The following is a 22,128-nucleotide window of genomic DNA, read 5'->3' on the forward strand; positions in this document are numbered from 1 at the left end:
ACGCCTTCCACCGGGATGGCTGACGTAGACGCGGCTTGAGGCACGATTGATCCGTCCAAGCCCGTGTAGGAGCGACGTAAGTCGCGATCCAATCTCCACCCGGTCAGGGCGGTCGCGACTTGCGTCGCTGCCGCGGCGCGGTAGACAGCGCCTTCCACCGGGATGGCTGACGTAGACGCGGCTTGAGGCACGATTGATCCGTCCAAGCCCGTGTAGGAGCGACGTAAGTCGCGATCCAATCTCCACCTGGGCAGGGCGGTCGCGACTTACGTCGCTCCTACAACGAGCCTGGCGACACCGCCTGGTGCGGGGAGCGCGCGACGGAAGCCGCTCCAAACCGGCCGCTAAGGCTCCTTCGGATAGGCAAACCCCAGCTTCCCGACCTGCTCGCGCACCTGCGGCACGCGGTAGAGCTTGTCGGTGTCCACGCCGTGCCCGTCCATCCGCTTGACCAGGTCCTTGTACGTCGCCTCGTCCATCACCGGCTCGCGCGCGAACACCCACGCCAGGTCGCGACCCGGGTAGTCGATCAACGCCCAGCCGTAGTCCGGGCCCACTTCCAGGATGCGGAACTTGGTCGGGATGAAGCGGAAGAACCACGTCGTCCATTCGCGGTTGCCGGTGCCGTCCTTGACCGTGGCGCGCGAGTCGAACGTCTGCACCGGCTGGTCGAAGCCGGTGCGGTAGGTGTAGCGCACGTCGATGCCGCCATCGGGCCGCAGGGTGTAGGTGTCGGTACTGGCCACGTGACCCCGCTCGGCGAAGTAGGGCACGTGGGCGATGACGTGCCAGGTGCCCATGAAGCGCGGCAGGTCGATCGGCGCGCGGGCCGCGGTGCCCGGCGCGGTGCCGGTGGCGCAGGCCGCGAGCAGCGACAGGCCGACACCGGCCAGGGCCAGGGTACGGACGGGGCGACGGGGACGGGTCATCAGGGACTCCTGTGTACGCGGGCTGGGAGAAGTACGTGCCCGGGCGGCGGCCGGAGGCAACCCGCGCACCGTGGCAGGCCACCGCGCAGCACCGCGTCAAGACGCGACCCGCGGCCCCCCGCCATCCGCCGTCCGCCCACCCCCTTTGTAGGAGCGACGTGAGTCGCGATCGAACCCTCAACCACTGCGCCGTTCCCGACCCACGTCGCTCCTACAGGAAGGCATCGCGTCCGTCCGCCGATGCAGGGTCGCAGTCGGTGAGATGGGACGGGCGGACAGTGCGGTCATCGCAACCCCACCGCCTTCCACACCCCTGCAGGAGCCTGCCATGCACCGCACCGACCCAGGATTCGATTCGTCCCCCGTCGCGCTGGATCTCCACGCCACGCTGGACGCGGTGCTGCGCCACGTGCTGGCGGTTTCGCTGGTGGTGCTGGCGCTGGTGCCGGCCGCGCGCGGGCACCACGAGGCGCTGGGTTGGCTGCCGATGTGGCTGCTGGGGATGCCTGCGGTGGCGTTGTGGGCGTTGCGCGGGTGTCCGCTGCCGGTCGCCCGGGGTGGTGTCCCGGCGCGTGCGACGGGTGCGGCGTGGACGCGGCGGGTGGGGCCGCAGGCGCGGCGTCGTGGACGGCGGGTGTCGCCGGTGCGGCCGGTCCGGGCGGCGTGACGGGTGTCGAGGCGAAGCAGCAACGCCGGCCGCTGCGATCAAACAGCGGCCCTCAACGCCTGTGCTAGCGTTGCGCGCTGCGCCCTGCGCACCCGTCTGTCACCCGTTACCACCCCCCTTTCACCCCGGAGCACCCTTGCCGATGTCGATGTCCGCGCGTTCCAAGACCCCGCTTGCCCAGGCCTGCCGCACGCTTCTGGTGTCGGCCGGGATGGCGACCGCCGCCGCGTTCGCCGCCCCGGGTGCCCTGCATGCCCATGAGCCCGCCACCATGAATCAGCCCGCCGCGACCGATCCCTATCTCTGGCTGGAGGAGGTCGAAGCCGACGCCGCGCTGGCCTGGGTACGCGAGCAGAACGCGAAGTCCGAAGCCGAACTGGCCGCCACGCCGGCCTTCAAGGCACTGGAGGCCGACATCCTCGCGATCCTCGATTCCGACGCCAAGATCCCGGGCGTGCAGAAGATCGGCGACTACTACTACAACTTCTGGAAGGACAAGAACCACGAGCGCGGCCTCTGGCGCCGCACCACGCTGGCGTCCTACCGCACCGACAGCCCGGAATGGGAAACCGTCATCGACCTGGATGCGCTGAACAAGGCCGAAGGCGAGAACTGGGTCTGGCACGGTGCCAACTGCCTCAAGCCCGATTACGAGCGCTGCCTGGTCGCGCTGTCGCGCGGTGGCGCCGACGCCGACGTGACGCGTGAGTTCGACCTCGCCAGCAAGACCTGGGTCGACGGCGGTTTCTTCCGCGACGAGGCCAAGGGCGGGCTGGGCTGGATCGACCGCGACACGGTGTACGTCTATACCGACTTCGGCGACGGCACCATGACCGAGTCGGGCTACCCGCGCATCGTCAAGCAGTGGAAGCGCGGCACGCCGATCAGCGAAGCGACGGTGGTGTACGAAGGCCAGCCCGGCGACATGTACATCGCCGCCGGCCACGACCACACCCCCGGGTACGAGCGCGACTTCGTGATGCGCACGATCGCCTTCTACAACGACGAGCTGTACCTGCGCGGCGCCGACGGCCAGTTGACCAAGATCGACGCGCCCAACTCGGCCAACAAGTCCGTGCACAAGGACTGGCTGGTGCTGGAGCTGCGCGAGGCCTATGAGGCCGGCGGCCGCACCTATCCGGCAGGCAGCCTGATCGCGACGGACTTCGATGCCTTCATGGCCGGTGGCCGCGACTTCGACGTGCTGTTCGAGCCCACCGACAAGACCTCGCTGGCCGGTTACACGTGGACGGCCAACCACGTGGTGCTCAACGTGCTGGAGGACGTCAAGAACCGCCTCAGCGTGATGACCCCGGGAGAGGACGGCTGGACCCGCAGCGCGTTCACCGGCGCGCCGGCCTTCGGCACGCTGGGCGTGTCGGCGGTCGACAGCGATGAATCCGACGCGGTGTGGCTGACCGCCACCGACTACCTGACCCCGACCACGCTGTCGCTGGCCGAAGTGGGCCAGGCGCCGGAGGTCCTCAAGACCATGCCGACGTTCTTCGATGCCTCCACGCACGAGATCGCCCAGCACTTCGCCACCAGCAAGGACGGCACCAAGGTCCCGTACTTCGTGGTGCAACCCAAGGGCCTGGTGCTGGACGGCAGCACGCCGACCCTGCTGTACGGCTACGGCGGCTTCGAGATCTCGCTGACCCCGGGCTATTCGGGCGGCGTCGGCAAGGGCTGGCTGGAAAAGGGCGGCGTGTACGCGGTGGCCAACATCCGCGGCGGCGGCGAGTACGGCCCGCGCTGGCACCAGGCCGCGCTCAAGGCCAACCGCTACAAGGCCTACGAGGACTTCGCCGCGGTCGCCCGCGACCTGGTCGCGCGCAAGGTCACCTCGCCCGAGCACCTGGGCATCCAGGGCGGCAGCAACGGCGGCCTGCTCACCGGCAACATGCTGACCCAGTACCCGGACCTGTTCGGCGCCGTGGTCGTGCAGGTGCCGCTGCTGGACATGCAGCGCTACCACAAGCTGCTGGCGGGCGCGTCGTGGATGGCCGAGTACGGCAACCCCGACAAGCCGGAGGAATGGGAGTTCATCCGCACCTTCTCGCCGTACCACCTGTTCGACGCGCAGCAGGACTACCCGCCAACGCTGTTCATGACCTCCACGCGCGACGACCGGGTGCACCCCGGCCACGCCCGCAAGATGATGGCCAGGATGCTGGAGGCCGACAAGGACGTGCGCTACTACGAGAACATCGAAGGCGGCCACGGTGGCGCCGCCAACAACGCGCAGGCCGCGCACATGAACGCAATGGCGTACACGTTCCTGTGGAACGAACTGAGCGAGTAAGCCGCATGCGGTGACATCGTGGACGCAACACGACCAGGGGCGCCGCAAGGCGCCCTTGTTTCGTTGCGGCTATTTGCCACTGCGAGGGCAGGCACCCCGGATCCGCAGTGGAGCGCGAAGGATCGGACGAGCCGGCACATGCCCGTACGCCGATCCCCGGGTAGCGGGTACTTCTGTAGGAGCGGCTTAAGCCGCGAACAGCGGGGGCATGCAGGGCGCGTCGCATCCCGATCGCGGCTGAAGCCGCTCCTGCAACGGCGCGTCGTCAACCACCTGGCCGCTCAGCGTCGTTCCGCCACCACCCGCCAGTTGTTGAACGGGGTGTTGCCGTACAGCGGGGTGAATTCCGACACCAGGCCCGCGCCGTCGAAGCGGGCGCGCAGGGCGGCCTCCGACGGGTACTGGCGCGGCGCGGCATTCATCCAGCCGAGCACGCGCGAGAACACGTCGACCGCGCGGGTGATACGGGCACGGCCGCCGCCGTCCTCCAGCCCGGTGCGGATCACCAGCCGCCCGCCCGGCGCCAGCATCGCGACGGCGGCGTCCAGCAGGCGGTCCTGCGCGTGGGGCGGAACGAACTGCAACACGTCCAGGATGGCGACACTGCCGCGGTGGTCGATCGCGCCCCAGCAGAAGTCCGGCGCGGCCAGGTCGATGCAGTCGAAAGCGACATCGGCCAGGCCCCGGCGTTGGACCGCGCTGCGCGCGCGTCGGATCTTGCCGGCGTCGTTGTCGATGCCGCGGTAGGCAAGGTCGATGCCCTCGGCGCGCAGCGCATGCGCCAGCAATCCCAGCCCGCAGCCCAGGTCCAGCACCGGCGCCGTGGTGCCACGCAACGCATCGCACACGCCGGGGTACAGCGGGTCGCTGCCCAGCTTGGAGCGGCTGTAGTAGTAGTCCCAGCGGTTGCCCAGCCAGCGCTCGGGCAGGAACGCATCGGCGATCGCGTTGGCCCGCTCGCGCGCCAACGGGCGCGTCGGGGCGGCCATCAGTGGCCGCCGAGCAATCGCCGCGCGACCGGTAGCGCCTCCCGGGTCCACAGCCCGTACATCTTTTCCGACGGGTGCAGGCCGTCGTCTTCCAGCATCGCCGGGTCGGCGCCGTGCTCGCGGCTGATCCCGGTGATGTCGACGAAGGCCACCCCGTGCTGCGCGCTCAGTTCGGCGGCAATCGCGTTGTAGGCGTCCAGGTCGCTGGCGATCCGCGCCGGGTCGCGCCCCTGGGCGGCGGCGAACGGGGTCACGCCCCAGTCCGGGATCGACAGCACCATGACCCGGCCACTGTCGCCCGCGGCCAGCGCGATCGCCCGCCGCAACAGGTCGTGGAAGTCGCCGCGGTACTCGGCGTGGCTGCGCTCGCGGTACTGGTTGTTGACGCCGATCAGCAGGGTCACGAAGCCGTACCGGCCCAGCGGTTCGGCCGCGTCCATCGCCTGCGACAGCTCGTCGGTGGTCCAGCCGGTGGTGGCGATGATGCGCGGGTCGCCCAGTGCGACGCCCTCGGCCCGCAGCGTCCGCGCCAGCTGAACCGGCCAGCGGCCGTCCGGGTCGACGCCTTCGCCGATGGTGTAGCTGTCGCCCAGGGCCAGGTAGTCCACGGTGTCGTTCTCCGGAGTGGGGCCGCGGACGGTGGAGCCACCGCCCAGGGGGGTGCAGGCCGATGCCAGCAACACGAGCGCCGCCGCCAGGGCCAGCAGGCAGGCGCGGTCAGGCCGTCGCGGCATGGCGCCTCTCCCCCGCGTCGACGCGGCGCTGCAGCACGCGGTCGATGCGCTGGAACACCTCGCGCAGCTGGTCGGGTTCGGGCAGCAGGGTCACCCGGAAATGATCGCGCCAAGGCACGTTGAAGCTCGAGCCCGGCACCACCAGCACGTCTTGAGTTTCCAGCAGTTCCAGCGCGAAGGCGTGGTCGTCGAAGCCCGCCGCCGCCGCGCCGACCACCGACGGAAACGCGTACAGCGCGCCGGCGGGCGCGACCAGCGACAGGTGCGCGCTCTGCGCGACGCTGGCGATGACCGCGCGCCGCGCCTCGTGCAGCCGCCCGCCCGCCATGCACAGCGGCGCGATGGTGTCGTCCCCGTGCAGCGCGGCTTCGATCGCGAACTGCCCCGGCACGTTGGCGCACAGCCGCAGTGCGCCCAGCAGGTCCATGGCGTGGTGGAACTCGCCCGACACCAGCGGATCGCCCGACAGCACCGCCCAGCCCACCCGCCAGCCGCAGGCGCGGTGCACCTTGCTCAGGCCGCCGAACGTCAGGCACGGGACTTCGCCGGCCAGCGGTGCCAGCGGCTGGAACACCGCGCCGTCGTAGAGGATCGAGTCGTAGATCTCGTCGCTCATCAGCAGCAGCCTGTGGCGCGCGGCAATCGCGACGATGCGCTCCAGCAGTTCGCGCGGGTACACCGCACCGGTCGGGTTGTTGGGGTTGATCAGCACGATGGCGCGGGTGCGCGGCGAGACCAGCCTCTCGATCTCGTCGGGGTCGGGCAGGAAGCCGTTCTCCCGCGTGCAGCGGTAGTACACCGGCCGGCCGTCGTTGAGGATCGTCGCCGCCGACCACAGCGGGTAGTCGGGCGAGGGCAGCAGCACCTCGTCACCGGGGTTGAGCAGCGCGCGCAGGCTCAGGTCGATCAGCTCGCTCACCCCGTTGCCGATGAACACCCGCTCGGGCGAGGCGTTGGGCGTGCCCCGCTGCTTGTGGAAGGCGGCGATCGCCTCGCGCGCGGCCGGCAGGCCCTGCTGGTGGGTGTAGGGGTCGGTGTCGGCGATGCGGTCGGCGATGGCCCGCTGCAGGTGCTCGGGCGCACGGAACCCGAACGCACCCGGGTTGCCGATGTTGAGCTTGATCAGCTCGCGCCCCTGCGATTCCAGCTCGCGTGCCCGCCGCGCCAGCTCGCCGCGGATCTCATAACGGACTTCGGACAGGCGTTCGCGGGTCTTCAGGCTGGACATCGGGCAGGGCGGTGGCGGCGGGAGCGGGCAGCCTAGCCGATTCCGCGGGCGCCGTCGGGGCGGTTTCGGCGGCGGGCGCGCGGGTGCCCGTTGTTTCCCCACAACGTGCCGGCGCGCGCAATCCAGCCATCGCCGCGGTCAGGGCGGGGCACGGGGCTAGAATCGGCGCCATGACCCAGACCCGCCCCCGCCTTTGACCTCCACCGCCGCCGACCTCCAGGCCATCGGCTGGCCGCTGCGGCCCGACGGGCGGCCCACCGTGGAGGCCTGGCACGCGCTGATGGACGCGCATCCCGGCACGTGGCCGGCGCGCATCGTCGAGCAGCACCGCAGTGGCTACCAGATCGCTGTGGATGCCAGCGGCGAGACCTATTCGGTCGAATCGCTGCCCGAATGGCAGCGCCCGGCGAACGTCCGCAAGGGCGGGGTCGACCCCGAGCAGCGCCCCGCGGTGGGCGACTGGGTGCTGGTCGAGGGCGCGCTGGCCTCGGGCAAGGTCGCCGCGCTGCTGCCGCGGCGGACGTCGATCAAGCGCGGCGCGGCCGGCGAGCACTACCGCCAGCAGCTGATCGCGGCCAACGTCGACACCGTGTTCGTGGTGTGCGGGCTGGACGCGGACTTCAACCCGCGCCGGATCGAACGCTACCTGTTGCTGGTCCGCGGCGGCGCCGAACCGGTGGTGGTGTTGACCAAGGCCGACCTGGCCCTGGCCGAAGGCGCCGACGCGCTGCCCGGCGCGGTCGCGGCGCTGGCCGAACTGGCGGAGCAGGGCGTGGCGGTGCGCACCGTCAATGCGCGCGACGCCGATTCGGTCGCCACGCTCAATCCCTGGCTGGGGCCGGGCCGCACCGTGGTGCTGGTCGGCTCGTCGGGGGCCGGCAAGTCCACCCTCACCAACAGCCTGCTGGGCATCGAGCGGATGAAGACCGGCGAGGTGCGCGGCAGTGACTCGCGCGGCCGCCACACCACCACCCACCGCGCGCTGATCCCGCTGCCCTCCGGCGCCTGCATGATCGACACCCCGGGCATGCGCGAGCTCAAGCCGACCGGCGAGGAGGACGTGGCCGAGAGCTTCGGCGACGTCGAGGCGCTCGCCGCGCAGTGCCGCTTCCGCGACTGCGTGCATGACCGCGAACCCGGCTGCGCGGTGCAGGCGGCGATCAAGGCCGGCACCCTGGACCCGCAGCGCTACGCCAACTACCGCAAGCTGGGCGACGAAGTGGCCGGCGCCGCCGGCCGGCTGGCGCAGCGCCGCGCCGAGGCGGCCGACGACAAGTCCCAGTCGCGCACCAGCGGCGCCCGCCCCAGCGACCGCCATGGGAAGCGCTGACGCCCCGGACGTCGCCCACCACGCCGCGCTGGATGCGCGCATGGTCGCGGCCGTGCGCGACATCAAGCTGCTCACCCTGACCAGCTGGCCGGCCGAGGTCGAACGGCGCTTCTTGGCCGCGCATGCCGCCGGCAACGCGGTGCTGCCGGTGGTGGAGTACCCGCGCCACGACTTCGCCCCGGTGCGGCGCGAACTCTCGGCCATCGCCGCGGCGGCCGACCCCGGCCACCCGCTGGGCCACTACCTGGTCGAATCCACCGCCAGCTGGGACGAGGCCGCGGCGCTGCTGGAATGCCTGGGCACCACCGCGGTCACCGTGCATTCGGTGCGCCTGTACGGCCGCCCCGACGAACCGCTGCCCGGCAACGGCCCGACCACGCGCGACGCCGCCCGCCACTTCATCTCCATTGCCGACGAACTCGACCACGAGCTGATGGCCCCGGCCGAGCACATCTCGATCTCGGCCATCGCCCTGCAGCTGCAGCTGCAGCGCGACCTGGACAGCTTCTTCGACGGCCGCGTCATCGACGTGGTGCTCGATCCCAACCTGATCGCCAAGGCCGCCGCCGGCGCCACCCGCATCCGCCTGCGCGACGGCGCCGCCTTCAGCGACTACGACCGCGACCAGCTGCTGCAGCACGAAGCGTTCGTGCACTCGCTGACCGCGCTCAACGGCCGCGAGCAGCCGGTGCTGCCCAGCCTGGCGCTGCCGTCGCCGCGGGTCACCGAAACCCAGGAAGGGCTGGCGACCTTCGCCGAGCAGATCACCGGCAGCATCGACATCGGCCGCATGAAGCGCCTGAGCCTGCGCATCGAGGCGGTGGCCATGGCGATGGACGGCGCCGACTTCATCGACGTCTTCAACTATTTCATGGCCGAGGAACAGAGCCCGGTCGACAGCTTCGCCTCCGCGCAGCGCGTGTTCCGCGGCGTGCCGGTCGGCGGCGGCTCGGCCTTCACCAAGGACGCGGTGTACCTGCGCGGGCTGATCGGCGTGCACACCTTCTTCCGCTGGGCGCTGCGCGCGCAGAAGCTGCAGACCTGCCGCTGGCTGTTCGCCGGCAAGATGACCCTGGGCGACGTGCAACGCTTCGAACCGCTGTTCGAGTCCGGCGTGCTGCTGCCCGCGCGCTGGATGCCACCGTGGATCACCCGCGCCAACGGCCTGGCCGGGATGCTCGCGTTCTCCCTGTTCGCCAACCGCATCCGCCTGGACGCGGTCAACGCCGACGACGGCCACCTGACCCTCTGAAGCCCCTGCCGTACCCGTCGCACGCAACGCCGCGTCACTGCAGGAGCGGCTTCAGCCGCCCCCTGCAACCACCCAAATCCCCCAGCCCTTGTAGGAGCGACGTAAGTCGCGATCGCACCCGCACGACCTGGCAGAAATCGCGAAGCACCCGGACCCCCTTCGCGACTCACGTCGCTCCTACAACGGTCGCGGGGCAGCACGATCGCGGCTGAAGCCGCTCCTACAAGGGCGCCCACCCGCCCGCTGGCGTCCAAATCTCCCCACCCTTTGTAGGAGCGACGTAAGTCGCGATCGCACCCGCACGCCCTGGCAGAAATCGCGAAGCACCCGGACCCCGTTCGCGACTCACGTCGCTCCTACAACGGTCCCGGAGCGGCACGATCACCGCTGAAGCCACTCCTACAAGGCCGCCCACCCGCTCGCGCCCGAATCCCCCCAACCTTTGTAGGAGCGACGTAAGTCGCGATCCCACCCGCACGCCCTGGCAGAAATCGCGACGCGCCCGGACCCCCTTCGCGACTCACGTCGCTCCGACAACGGTCGCGGGGCAGCACGATCGCGGCTGCAGCCGCTCCTACAAGGGCGCCAGCCCGCCCGCGCGCCCGAATCCTCCCCACCCTTTGTAGGAGCGACGCAAGTCGCGATCGCACCCGCACGACCTGGCGGAAATCGCGACGCGCCCGGACCCCGTTCGCGACTCACGTCGCTCCTACAACGGTCCCGGAGCGGCACGATCACCCCTGAAGCCGCTCCTACAAGAGCGCCCACCCGCTCGCGCCCGAATCCTCCCCACCCTTTGTAGGAGCGACGTAAGTCGCGATCGCACCCGCACGCCCTGGCGGAAATCGCGAAGCACCCGGACCCCCCTTCGCGACTCACGTCGCTCCTACAAGGGTCCCGGGGGAGCGCTATCGCGGCTGAAGCCGCTCCTTCAGGCGCGGGGACGGGGCGCGGGCGCTGCCTCCGCCACGTGGCGCGAGCACCGCACCGGCTTTCCGGCCGGCTACGACGGCTCCGTTAGAATCGGGAGCCGCCCCCGCCGTGCCGGAACCCCACGCGATGTCCAACACCGACGATTTCAAGCAAGCCGCGCTCGACTACCACCGCATCGCCCCGCGGGGGAAGATCAAGGTCATCGCGACCAAGCCGATGGTGACCCAGCGCGACCTCGCCCTGGCGTACTCGCCGGGCGTGGCCTACGCCTGCGAGGCGATCGTCGCCGACCCCACCAGCGCCTTCGACTACACCGCCCGCGGCAACCTGGTGGCGGTGATCAGCAACGGCACCGCGGTGCTGGGCCTGGGCGACATCGGGCCGTTGGCCGGTAAGCCGGTGATGGAAGGCAAGGGCGTGCTGTTCCAGAAGTTCGCGGGCATCGATGTGTTCGACATCGAAGTCGACGAGAAGGACCCCGACAAGCTGGTCGACATCATCGCCAGCCTGGAGCCGACCTTCGGTGGCATCAACCTGGAGGACATCAAGGCGCCGGAGTGCTTCATCGTCGAGCGCAAGCTGCGCGAGCGGATGAAGATCCCGGTGTTCCACGACGACCAGCACGGTACCGCCATCATCGTCGGCGCCGCGGTGCTCAACGCGCTGGAAATCGTCGGCAAGGACATCGCCCGGGTGAAGCTGGCCACCGCCGGCGCCGGCGCGGCCGGCATCGCCTGCCTGGACATGCTGGTGGCGCTGGGCATGAAGCCCGAGAACATCCTGGCCGTGGACCGCGACGGCGCGCTCTACACCGGCCGCGCCAACCTGGATCCGGACAAGGCCCGCTACGCCCGCGACACCGACAAGCGCACGCTGGCCGACATCGTCGAGGGCGCCGACATCTTCCTCGGCCTGTCCGCCGGCGGCGTGCTCAAGCCCGACATGGTCGCGACCATGGCCGAGCGCCCGATCATCCTGGCGCTGGCCAACCCGTACCCGGAAATCCTGCCCGAGGACGCCCGGGCCGTGCGCCCGGACTGCATCATCGCCACCGGGCGCAGCGACTATCCCAACCAGGTCAACAACGCGCTGTGCTTCCCGTACATCTTCCGCGGCGCGCTGGACGTCGGTGCCACCGGCATCAACGAGGCGATGAAGCTGGCCTGCGTGCGCGCCATCGCGCAACTGGCGCGGATGGAAGCCGGTGACCTGGCCAGCGCCTACGGCAGCGAGATCCCCACCTTCGGCCCGGACTACCTGATCCCGCGCCCGTTCGACCCGCGCCTGCTGGTGATGCTGGCCCCGGCCGTGGCCCGCGCGGCGATGGACTCGGGCATCGCCACGCGTCCCATCACCGACATGGAGACCTACCTGGAGACGCTCGGGCAGTTCATCCACCGCACCGGGCTGCTGATGAAGCCGGTCTACGACCGCGCGCGCGCCGACCGCAAGCGCGTGGTGTATGCCGAGGGCGAAGAGGAAACCGTGCTGCGCGCGGTGCAGACGGTGATCGACGAAGGCATGGCCACGCCGATCCTGATCGGGCGCCCCGACGTCATCCAGACCCGCATCGACCGCCTCGGCCTGCGCATGCGCATCGGGGTCGACGTCGAGCTGACCAACATCAACGACGACCCGCGCTTCAACGACTACTGGCAGCAGTACCACGCACTGACCGAGCGCCGTGGCGTCACCCCGGCCGCGGCCAAGAACCTGCTGCGCTCGCGCCCGACCCTGATCGCCGCGTTGATGGTCGAGCGCGGCGAAGCCGACGCGATGATCTGCGGCGTGGTCGGGCGCTTCCACAAGAAGCTCGGCTACCTGCGCAGCGTGTTCGACTTCGACCCCGGCGTGCACGGCACCGCCGCGATGACCGGGGTGATCAACGACCAGGGCGCGTGGTTCTTCCTCGACACCCACGTCCAGCTTGACCCGTCCGCCGAGCAGATCGCCGAGGCCACGCTGCAGGCCAGCTACCGGCTCAAGCTGTTCGGCGTCGAGCCCAAGGTGGCGCTGCTGTCGCACTCCAACTTCGGCAGCCACGACAACCCCAGCGCGGCCAAGATGCGCCGCGTCCGCGAGATCCTGGCCAAGCGCGTGCCGCGGCTGGAGGTCGACGGCGAGATGATGGCCGACAGCGCCTGGCACGAGAGCGTGCGCAAGCGCATCTTCCCCAACACCACCCTGCGCGGCCGCGCCAACCTGTTCGTCATGCCCAACCTGGACGCGGCCAACATCACCTACAACATGATCCGGGTGATGACCGATGGCGTCGCACTGGGCCCGATCCTGATGGGCCTGGACAAGTCGGCGCACATCCTGACCCCCGACGCGACCCCGCGCCGGGTGATCAACATGACCGCGATCGCCGCCGTCGACGCGCAGATCCGCGCTGCGTTCGGCGGCTGACCGCCGCCACCGCACGCGCATGACCGCGCCGCGCGCCACCGTACTGCTGTTGAACTACAACACCGGTGGCCGCGTGGGCGCGGCGATCGCCGGTGCGCTGGCGCAGACCGTGCCGTGCCGCATCGTGGTGTCCGACGATGCTTCCCCGGATGATTCGTGGGCGAGCATCCAGCACGCGCTCGATACCGACCACGGCCCCCACCAGGTCCGCGCGGTGCGCAACCCCGGCAACCTCGGCCTGGGCGCGCACCTGTCGCTGCGCATGGGCGAGGTCGACACCGACGTGGTCGTGCAGATGGCCGGCGACGACGTGTCCTACCCGCAGCGCGTGGAACGGCTGCTGGCCGCGTTCGACGCCGACCCGCGGGTGATGGTCGCCGGCAGCGGGTACGACAAGGTCGACGACGACGGCAACGACCTCGGCCCGGGCCGTGCCCGCGTGCCCGATGACTTCGACATCCGCCACTTCGCCCGGGCAGGCCGCTTCACCACCCTGCTCGGCGCGTCGATGGCGTGGCGGCGGGAGGTGTTCGACCGCATCGGCCCACTGCACGCGCGCGTCGAGGACAACGCCCTGACCATGCGCGGCGCGCTGCTCGGCCGCGGCGTGCAACTGCCCGACCGCCTGCTGCGCTACACCGTCGGCGCCGGCAACCTCAGCAGCTGGGTGTTCGCCAAGGGCGACGGCAGCCAGAAGGCCTTCCAGCGCCGCTACCGCCGCCTGCTGCGGATGTACCGCGACGTGGCCGACGACCTGGATGGCGCCATCGCCCGGGTGGTGGAGGAGGGTGCCGCGATCGACCCCGCCCACCTGCGCGCCGCTCGCCAGGTCGCCCGCATGTACCGCCTGGAAGCGGACCAGCGTGAAGCGATCCTCGAACGCCCCCGCCACGAGTGGATCGCCCCGCTCTGGCAAGGCCTCGTCCGCCCCGGCCTGCGCCGCAAGAGCGCCGAACGCGCCGTCAAGCTGCTGCTCCCGCGCAAGTGGTTCGGCGGCAAGTGACGTAGCTTTTTGTAGGAGCGACGTAAGTCGCGACCGCGCTGCCTCCGGAAGGTTTCGAATCGCGACTCACGTCGCTCCTACCCCGCCAGGCGACCCCTGCTTCATGTAGGAGCGACGTAAGTCGCGACCGCGCTGCCTCCGGAAGGTTTCGAATCGCGACTCACGTCGCTCCCACCCCGCCAGGCGACCCCTGCTTCATGTAGGAGCGACGTAAGTCGCGACCGCGCAACCTCCGGACGTCTTCGAATCGCGACTCACGTCGCTCCTACCCCGCCAGGCGACCCCTGCTCCTTGTAGGAGCGACGTAAGTCGCGACCGCGCCGCCTCCGGAACGTTTCGAATCGCGACTCACGCCGCTCCTACCCGGCCAGGCGACCCCTGCTCCTTGTAGGAGCGACGTAAGTCGCGACCGCGCAACCTCCGGACGTCTTCGAATCGCGACTCACGTCTCTCCTACCCCGCCAGGCGACCCCTGCTTCCTGTAGGAGCGACGTAAGTCGCGAACGCGCAACCTCCGGACGTCTTCGAATCGCGACTCACGCCGCTCCTACCCCGCCAGGCGACCCCTGCTCCTTGTAGGAGCGACGTAAGTCGCGAACGCGCAACCTCCGGACGTCTTCGAATCGCGACTCACGCCGCTCCTACCCCGCCAGGCGACCCCTGCTTCCTGTAGGAGCGACGTAAGTCGCGAACGCTCAACCCCGGACGTCTTCGAATCGCGACTCACGTCGCTCCTACAACGGCGGCGCGTCGCTATTGACCCAATTCGCACCCCAGAACGGGTAATCGCCGGCACGCTCCACCAGCCCCGCCCGGATCGGATTGCCCACGACGTACCGCGCGGCATTCCTAAGGCCTTCCTCCTGCCGCAGCCCATGGTCGTGGAACCCACGCGCCCATACCCGGCACTGCACGCCCGCCCCGGCACGTACGCGCCGTGCACTGTTCACCTTCAGCCGTTGCACCACCTGGCCGAGGGAATCCCGTGACCCCAGCTCGATCAACCCGTGCCAGTGATCCGGCATCAGCACCCACGCCAGCAGCCGTGCGTCACGCCACAGCCGCCCATCCACCATCGCGGCCGACGCCACGGCACCGGTCCAGAACCGCGCGAACAAGGGCCGCCGCGCCTCCGTCGTGAAGGTCACCAGGTAGACCTGACCGGGCAGCGAGACACGCCCCCGGCGCAGGGCGACATGGCCAGGGCGGTGGATGGCGTTGGACATGCCGCGACGATGCCGCCGGCCGCCGCATGGCCGCAGTCAGACGATGCCCCGCCGGCGCGTGGGGTTCGGTCGCGACTCACGTCGCTCCTACAAAATGAAAGCCCCCCCCTTTGTAGGAGCGACGTAAGTCGCGAACCCGACGTCCGCAAGCGGAAGACCCCCAACCGGCGCAGTCACGCAGAGAAGCCGACACCCTCCCGCTCCACCCAACCGCTGCATACCCGCACCCCCTCTTGTCGGAGCGACGCAAGTCGCGACCCCCATCCCACAACCCAACACCGCCACCCCATGATCGCGACTCACGTCGCTCCTACAGGGGCAACCACCACACGCCCACGTACGTTCCCTGCCTCGTCCCGGCCTCCAAACCGCCGCATCCCACCCCAAAGCCACCCCCAACCCCGCTGCTAGAATCCACCCCTATTTCCCCCATCGACAACGAGGCGCGGCCACGGGGCCGCGAGGCGCATGACCACGACGTACCAGAGCCCGTTCGACGACCTGATGCAGAACGATCCGGACCCCACCGAAACCCAGGAATGGGTCGAGTCGGTCCAGGCCGTCATCGCCCGTGACGGCGCCGAGCGCGCCCACCAGCTGCTGCAGGGCATGGTCGAGGTCACCCGCCGCGCCGGCGCCCACCTGCCGTTCGCGCCGACCACCGAATACATCAACACCATCCCGCCGCACCTGGAGGCCAAGTGCCCCGGCGACCACGCAATGGAATGGCGGATCCGCTCGCTGATCCGCTGGAACGCCATGGCCATGGTGGTGCGCGCCAACCGCAAGCCCGGCGACCTGGGCGGGCACATCGCCAGCTTCGCCTCGGCGGCCACCCTGTACGACGTGGGCTTCAACCACTTCTGGCGCGCGCCCTCCGACGAGCACCCCGGCGACCTCATCGGCATCCAGGGCCACTCGTCCCCCGGCATCTACGCGCGCAGCTTCCTGGAAGGGCGCCTCACCGAGGACCAGCTCGACAACTTCCGCATGGAGGTCGACGGCCGCGGCATCAGCTCCTACCCGCACCCGTGGCTGATGCCCGACTACTGGCAGGTGCCCACCGTGTCGATGGGCCTGGGCCCGATCGCCGCCATCTACCAGGCCCGCAACTGGAAGTACCTGGAAGCGCGCGGGCTGATGCCCAAGACCGACCGCAAGGTGTGGTGCTTCCTGGGCGACGGCGAAACCGACGAGCCCGAATCCCTCGGCGCCATCTCCGTGGCCGGCCGCGAAGGCCTGGACAACCTGATCTTCGTCGTCAACTGCAACCTGCAGCGCCTGGACGGGCCGGTGCGCGGCAACGGCAAGATCATCCAGGAGCTGGAAGGCCAGTTCCGCGGCGCCGGCTGGAACGTCATCAAGACCATCTGGGGCAGCTACTGGGACCCGCTGCTGGCGCGCGACACCACCGGCAAGCTGCGCCAGCTGATGATGGAAACCGTCGACGGCGAATACCAGAACTGCAAGGCTTTCGGCGGCGCCTACACGCGCGAGCACTTCTTCGGCAAGTACCCCGAGACCGCGCAGCTGGTGGCCAACCTGTCGGACGAGGACATCTGGCGCCTCAACCGCGGCGGCCACGACCCGCACAAGGTCTACGCCGCCTACCACGAGGCCAGCACCACCCAGGGCATGCCCACCGTCGTGCTGGCCAAGACGGTCAAGGGCTACGGCATGGGCGCCTCGGGCGAGTCGCTCAACCCCACCCACGGCACCAAGAAGATGGACGACGAGGCGGTGCGCGCCTTCCGCGACCGCTTCCGCATCCCGGTGACCGACGAGCAGCTGGAAGACGGCGCGGTGCCGTTCTACCACCCGGGCAAGGACTCCGAGGAAGTCCAGTACATGCTCGCGCGCCGCGAGGAACTGGGCGGCTTCCTGCCGCAGCGCCGCCGCAAGGCCAGCGAGTCGCTGCAGGTGCCCGCGCTGGACACCTACGAGCGCCTGCTCAAGGCCACCGGCGAGCGCGAGATCAGCACCACCATGGCCTTCGTGCAGATGCTCAACATCACCCTGCGCGACAAGCAGGTGGGCCCGCGCGTGGTCCCCATCGTCGCCGACGAGGCCCGCACCTTCGGCATGGAAGGCCTGTTCCGCCAGCTGGGCATCTACTCGCCCAAGGGCCAGCAGTACAAGCCGGTCGACCGCGACCAGCTGATGTACTACCGCGAGGACGCCGCCGGCCAGGTGCTGGAAGAGGGCATCACCGAGGCCGGTGCGTTCGCCAGCTGGATGGCCGCCGCCACCAGCTACAGCACCAACAACCTGCAGATGCTGCCGTTCTACATCTACTACTCGATGTTCGGCTTCCAGCGCATCGGCGACTCCGCCTGGCAGGCCGCCGACATGCGCGCGCGCGGCTTCCTGCTGGGCGCCACCGCCGGGCGCACCACGCTCAACGGCGAAGGCCTGCAGCACGAGGACGGCCACGGCATGGTGCAGGCCGGCCTCATCCCCAACTGCCGCAGCTACGACCCCACCTTCAGCTACGAAGTGGTGACCATCATCCAGCACGGCATGCAGCGCATGCTGGCCGAGCAGGTGGACGAGTACTACTACGTCACCCTGATGAACGAGAACTACGCCCACCCCGACATGCCCGAAGGCAGCGCCGAGGGGATCATCAAGGGCATGTACCTGCTGAAGGACGCCGGCAAGGCCAAGAAGGGCGAGCTGCGCGTGCAGCTGCTGGGCAGCGGCACCATCCTGCGCGAGGCCATCGCCGCCGCAGACCTCCTCGACAAGGACTTCGGCGTAACCGCCGACATCTGGTCCTGCCCCAGCTTCAACGAGCTGGCCCGCGACGGCGTGGACGCCATCCGCCACAACCGCCTGCACCCCGAGGCCAAGTCACCGCGCAAGCCGTATGTGACCCAGCTGCTGGAAAAGCAGCAGGGCCCGGCAATCGCCGCCACCGACTACATCCGCGTGTATGCCGACCAGATCCGCGAGTTCTTGCCGATGCGCTACACCGTGCTGGGTACCGACGGCTTCGGCCGCTCCGATACCCGAGCCAACCTACGTCGCCACTTCGAGGTGGACCGCCACTACATCGCCCAGGCGGCGATCGAAGCGCTGGCGGCGGAGGGGAAGATGACCGCGAAGGACGTGGCTAGGGCGGTGAAGCAGTACAAGATTGATTCGGAGAAGCCGAATCCAATTGGGGTGTAACAACATTGAAGTGCTACTTAAAGGGCGACTCTGGTCGCCCTTTTCATTGAGGGGACGTATGAGGAGAAAGAAGGCCAATAAGCTAACTCAAGTCGCCCGAAGCTTAGGGGTGCTCGATGCAAGGCATGCGCTCCGAAAAATAGGCGATATTCGCGCGGAACTTCAAGCGCCGGCCTATGTATCGCTGCTTCGCGCGGTGGATATTTCGGCGCCAAAGCATAAGGCGATATTCAACCAGAAACCAACCAGCTTTGCAGACCTAGCATTTCGTGGGCCTATGCAGCCTCTTCGTCTGGAAAACGAACTTGCGTGGGCCGCATCGGTGCTGCCTCGATTAAGGAAGACCCTAGACGATCACTCGGAACTGCAAATCCAGCTCCAGAGCACCTTCGCGGTAGGAGACTTCGAGCACATGGCAGTGCTGATCGATCGTCACATCGAAGTCTGCGGCTGGAGCTACTGGGCCGCTGATCTGAAGTTCGCGGTAACTCAGAAAACCGGGGGGACTCTTGAAGTCAGGAGGCTAGCAGCGCTGCTCCAGAAAGGCGCCACTAATCGTCCAAGCAGCCTGTACGCGACAATACTAATTGATCGAACCGATGAAACACTCACATATGGTCAGTTTTCGGCGAAAGCCGGCCGCTCGTTTCCGAGGTTCGAACCGTTGTGGTTTCGAACATACATAAGATACAGGGCAACGGGCTCCGTAGATAATCCAGAACACGAATTTCCAATTCTGTTATCGACAGAGATCAAGTCTTCTGCAGTCGATTACTTTGAATGCATCATCGATTGCCTTATCACCATCAATGAGGATTCAAAACTTAGCCACTTGTGGGGCGACGGGAGGGCGCTGCTAGAGGCGCTGTCAGATTCTGCCCTCAGTGACCTGCGGATTGTGAAACTGAGGTCAGCGTACGGGATCACCACGTCGCATCCAACTTTGAATGCCCCGAGATCTCCTACTGATCGTCTGGAGGCGGCCACACTCGGTATTCGTATTGATAGTCACGATACCGATAGCTCGCAGTCTGAGAGTGAGATCATTAACCGCCTAATTCGGGTGCAGGAGTCTGACATTCCGAGTAGTGATGAATCAGATGAGCTAATAAAAACAGGGTTAAATTTCAAGAGCCTCCCGCTGGGAGTTAACGTGGCCTATGCTGCTTTTAGAGGAGCGACCGCAGATGTCAATCGGCGCGTATTGGATCTAACCGCAACGCTGGTATCAACTAACGTTTATAGCGTTCATTGCCTCGCGTTTCGAGACGATATAGTCATCGAACATATAGACCACTATTGTGAAGACAGTGGGCTGGACGCTGAGGACAGGCGCATATTGTCCTGGACTAAATCCGTCATCGATAACGGTTATAAGGCGGGCGAAGATCCTCCTAAGTCACTTTTCGTCGCGTGGCTAGCTAAGTATCTTGTAACCCTTCGCCGGTTTGAAGAGGCATACTCGCTTTGCGTGTCTATGGACACATTGGGCGCACCTTGGACAAAATTGTCAGCAAAGTTGAAAATTCGCATAGCAAAAGAGAGCTACGATCTAAATAGTGCCCTTCGGCATGCGGCTGAGATGTTGGTTAAGGACTACCGATACGCTTACGATCTGCCGCTTGATCTAATATTCAGCTCTCAGTCTTGGTCTGATTTTAAGAAGTTTGATCCCGCTTTGATCGGCCTGGTAGCACACTATGCGACTAACCTTTCGAGCGATGGAAATACGCGTTTTATTTGCAGAATGGCTTGCAGATATTTCTTTAAGGCTGGAAGCCGTGAAAGTTTAGATGAGCTATGGAGCTCGCTAGAGTCTGATTTCGAGAGGGCGGTGGTCGTTGCATTTCTTGAAGACGCGTGGACCGAAGAGAACCTTGTGCTCATTGAGGATTTCAGGTCTACGCATGATGTTCGCAGAGAGCGAATGGAGCTGTTTCAGCAGTTGCTGATATGGAACCCTGAAGGGGAGCAGGAATACTCGCGTTACATTAAGCAGCTGACACTTGACGAGACTTTGTGGCGGGGCCTACAGCATCTTGATGAAACGCGCATTTTTGTGAATGAGGCAGCGATCTCGCGTTGGGCAGAGAAGGAGCTGCTTCCAAGTTTTGAGCGCTGGCGGTCCCTGAACGAAGAAGTAGATCCTGCAACATTGGATGATGAGCTCATCCGCAATTACTTGGTTAACCCAAGCGTCGAAAATTTGATAATGGCGCTTCCCCAGGAGGGTGTCACTGAGAGCAATACCATCCTGTTGGATATTATCGACAGGATGTTTAAAAGGTTTATGACAGATCCTGCTAACGGGCTCGAATCCTATCTGAGCCTAAGAATTAGGCACGGCACTCTGCGCGGAACTTTGTTAGGACCGATTGAGGAGGAGGGGCTCCTGATCTCGGGAGATGCCAGTGAAGAGGCATTCCATAGACGGTGGGACCATGTATTGCCCCTGCAGGGGGATGCGCTTGCTGCTGTGTTGGCATCCTTGCGGCGATTCTCTCTAGATGTACAGGAGTCGGTCCGTGCCTTGGTAGACGAGCGCGTGCAGGTCCATTCCTCTGCAAAGCCAGTGGGGACGTTCCCAACGGTAATTGACAGTCCGACCGCTCGGCTAATACCTACTGTGTTCTCTCCAGAGATGTCGTTCTCTGCATTTCTGTCCACTTGCTATATGCTCTTCTGGACAATGATCCAGCCGGCGCGGCAAGCATTGGCAGACCATATTAGTGTGAGCGTTAAATCGGAATTGCAATCGAGCTTCGAACGATTGAGTAGCGAGCTGGGAGAGGATTCGAAGCTTGTAGCCTTGGTAGGTGCGCTACGGGCAGCGGCAACAAACGTTCAAAATCAATGCGACATAGTCTCAGGGTGGTTCACACGAGAATCTGAGTCCGAGGCGCAGTCGTATCCTTTACACGTGGCTATTGAGATTGCGAAGCGCGCAACGAACAATGTTTACCGCAAGTTTGATGGCGAGCTCGTTGTAGATGAGGGTAACGCGGTTGACCTCAATCTATCTGCAAATGGGTTGGCGGTTCTGTACGACTGTCTCTACGTTGTTTTTGAGAATGCGTGGAAGCATTCGGGTCTCGGTGAAGCGCTGGGGCCGATTTCTGTTAGCACCAGCTTTTGTAAGGAAAAAGGGATACTTGAACTCAATATCGAGAATAGACTTTCGCTTGCGCGGGCGGATGATATGAGGGGTGAACGTTTGGCAGAACTGCGCGCCAAGTACTTGAGAGCACTCCCCGTGGAGCTTGTCGCTAGAGAGGGAGGGTCCGGCTTTGCCAAGTTGGCTCGTGCAGTGCAGATGGTTGATCGTGAGCTGTGTCCTCAGCCCCTGGATTTCGGAGTACGAGAAGGCAACTGGTACGTCAAGATCGACATACCACTCTATGAGCGAAACTCACGCTACGATGCCTATGAATAAACTCGCAACACTAATAGTCGAAGACGACGAGCCAAAGCTTCGTGCGATAGTTAAATTCTTCGAAGAAGAGTTTCCGTCGTTTCCCTTATTGCTGGCGCGGTCACTGACCTCTGCGGTGGACGTGGTTATGCGCAATCCTATCGAGTTGGCGGTAATTGACATGTCGTTACCGACTTACGACCTTTCTCATGATTCGGCTGGTGGTGGAACGCCTCAGGGTTTTGGGGGTAGCGACATACTGCGATTCATGCATTCCGAGGTTGGCCGGGTGAATACCATCGTATTGACTCAATATGAGGAGTTTCCTTCTGATGGTGTTGGCGGGTGCCGCTCCCTTGATGACCTTAGAGTCGAGCTGACTCGAGATCTTGGCTCAGACTTCCATGGGATAATTTATTATTCGGGTCTCCATGGCGAGTGGCGCACAAAGCTTAAGGCTTTAATTGACTCATTGCAGGCAGGCACGCGATGAGTCTAACTGTTTTGGTAGTTGATGATTCTGTTTATAAGTGCAAA

The 22,128-nt window shown here is 66.4% G+C and carries 14 protein-coding genes; 9 read left to right on the plus strand and 5 right to left on the minus strand.

All coding sequences use genetic code 11. From position 1 onward, the window contains the following. Positions 1-344: 344 nt before the first annotated feature. Entirely contained in the window at positions 345-929 is a 585-nt protein-coding gene (locus ACJQWL_RS06040) for a lipocalin family protein (protein WP_330968963.1), read from the minus strand. A 328-nt stretch (positions 930-1,257) separates the two neighbouring features. Between ACJQWL_RS06040 and ACJQWL_RS06045 the strand changes: the two genes are divergently transcribed. Next, positions 1,258-1,596 (plus strand): hypothetical protein, encoded by a 339-nt coding sequence (locus tag ACJQWL_RS06045; protein WP_330968964.1) that lies wholly within the window; start codon positions 1,258-1,260, stop codon positions 1,594-1,596. A gap of 211 nt (positions 1,597-1,807) precedes the next feature. After that, entirely contained in the window at positions 1,808-3,901 is a 2,094-nt protein-coding gene (locus ACJQWL_RS06050) for a prolyl oligopeptidase family serine peptidase (protein ID WP_411300810.1), read from the plus strand. 281 nt (positions 3,902-4,182) lie between these two features. On the opposite strand, the gene ACJQWL_RS06055 is transcribed toward ACJQWL_RS06050, so the two are convergent. From ACJQWL_RS06055 to ACJQWL_RS06065, 3 genes are read right to left on the minus strand one after another with little or no spacing between them, the layout of a single operon-like run. Beyond that, positions 4,183-4,869 carry a methyltransferase domain-containing protein gene (locus ACJQWL_RS06055; protein ID WP_330969004.1) on the minus strand — a complete coding sequence of 229 codons (687 nt, stop codon included), beginning with the start codon at positions 4,867-4,869 and terminating at the stop codon, positions 4,183-4,185. Between the two features lie 20 nt (positions 4,870-4,889). Further along, positions 4,890-5,624 (minus strand): SGNH/GDSL hydrolase family protein, encoded by a 735-nt coding sequence (locus tag ACJQWL_RS06060; RefSeq protein ID WP_330968966.1) that lies wholly within the window; start codon positions 5,622-5,624, stop codon positions 4,890-4,892. Beyond that, positions 5,608-6,852, minus strand: coding sequence for an aminotransferase class I/II-fold pyridoxal phosphate-dependent enzyme (locus tag ACJQWL_RS06065; RefSeq protein ID WP_330968967.1), 1,245 nt, complete (start codon positions 6,850-6,852; stop codon positions 5,608-5,610). The genes ACJQWL_RS06060 and ACJQWL_RS06065 overlap by 17 nt, the downstream gene beginning before the upstream one ends. A 193-nt stretch (positions 6,853-7,045) precedes the next feature. Between ACJQWL_RS06065 and rsgA the strand changes: the two genes are divergently transcribed. From rsgA to ACJQWL_RS06085, 4 genes are all read left to right on the plus strand, one after another. Further along, positions 7,046-8,182 carry a ribosome small subunit-dependent GTPase A gene (gene rsgA, locus ACJQWL_RS06070; RefSeq protein WP_330968968.1) on the plus strand — a complete coding sequence of 379 codons (1,137 nt, stop codon included), beginning with the start codon at positions 7,046-7,048 and terminating at the stop codon, positions 8,180-8,182. Next, positions 8,169-9,434, plus strand: a complete 1,266-nt coding sequence (locus ACJQWL_RS06075) for a flavohemoglobin expression-modulating QEGLA motif protein (protein ID WP_330968969.1) — start codon at positions 8,169-8,171, stop codon at positions 9,432-9,434. Before rsgA ends, ACJQWL_RS06075 begins: the two co-directional genes overlap by 14 nt. 1,059 nt (positions 9,435-10,493) lie before the next feature. Next, entirely contained in the window at positions 10,494-12,776 is a 2,283-nt protein-coding gene (locus ACJQWL_RS06080; protein ID WP_330968970.1) for an NADP-dependent malic enzyme, read from the plus strand. 19 nt (positions 12,777-12,795) lie between these two features. Then, positions 12,796-13,779, plus strand: coding sequence for a glycosyltransferase family 2 protein (locus tag ACJQWL_RS06085; protein WP_330968971.1), 984 nt, complete (start codon positions 12,796-12,798; stop codon positions 13,777-13,779). A gap of 734 nt (positions 13,780-14,513) precedes the next feature. On the opposite strand, the gene ACJQWL_RS06090 is transcribed toward ACJQWL_RS06085, so the two are convergent. Beyond that, positions 14,514-15,005, minus strand: coding sequence for an REP-associated tyrosine transposase (locus tag ACJQWL_RS06090; RefSeq protein WP_330968972.1), 492 nt, complete (start codon positions 15,003-15,005; stop codon positions 14,514-14,516). 504 nt (positions 15,006-15,509) lie between these two features. Here ACJQWL_RS06090 and aceE point away from each other — a divergent pair. The 3 genes from aceE to ACJQWL_RS06105 are packed head-to-tail and all read left to right on the plus strand — an operon-like array spanning position 15,510 to position 22,084. Further along, positions 15,510-18,179, plus strand: a complete 2,670-nt coding sequence (aceE, locus tag ACJQWL_RS06095) for a pyruvate dehydrogenase (acetyl-transferring), homodimeric type (RefSeq protein WP_411300811.1) — start codon at positions 15,510-15,512, stop codon at positions 18,177-18,179. A gap of 58 nt (positions 18,180-18,237) precedes the next feature. Further along, positions 18,238-21,612, plus strand: coding sequence for a hypothetical protein (locus ACJQWL_RS06100; protein ID WP_330968974.1), 3,375 nt, complete (start codon positions 18,238-18,240; stop codon positions 21,610-21,612). Next, entirely contained in the window at positions 21,605-22,084 is a 480-nt protein-coding gene (locus ACJQWL_RS06105) for a response regulator (protein WP_330968975.1), read from the plus strand. Before ACJQWL_RS06100 ends, ACJQWL_RS06105 begins: the two co-directional genes overlap by 8 nt. Positions 22,085-22,128: the final 44 nt, after the last annotated feature.

It is taken from the genome of Novilysobacter viscosus, assembly GCF_046600715.1.
Classification (GTDB): domain Bacteria; phylum Pseudomonadota; class Gammaproteobacteria; order Xanthomonadales; family Xanthomonadaceae; genus Lysobacter_C; species Lysobacter_C viscosus.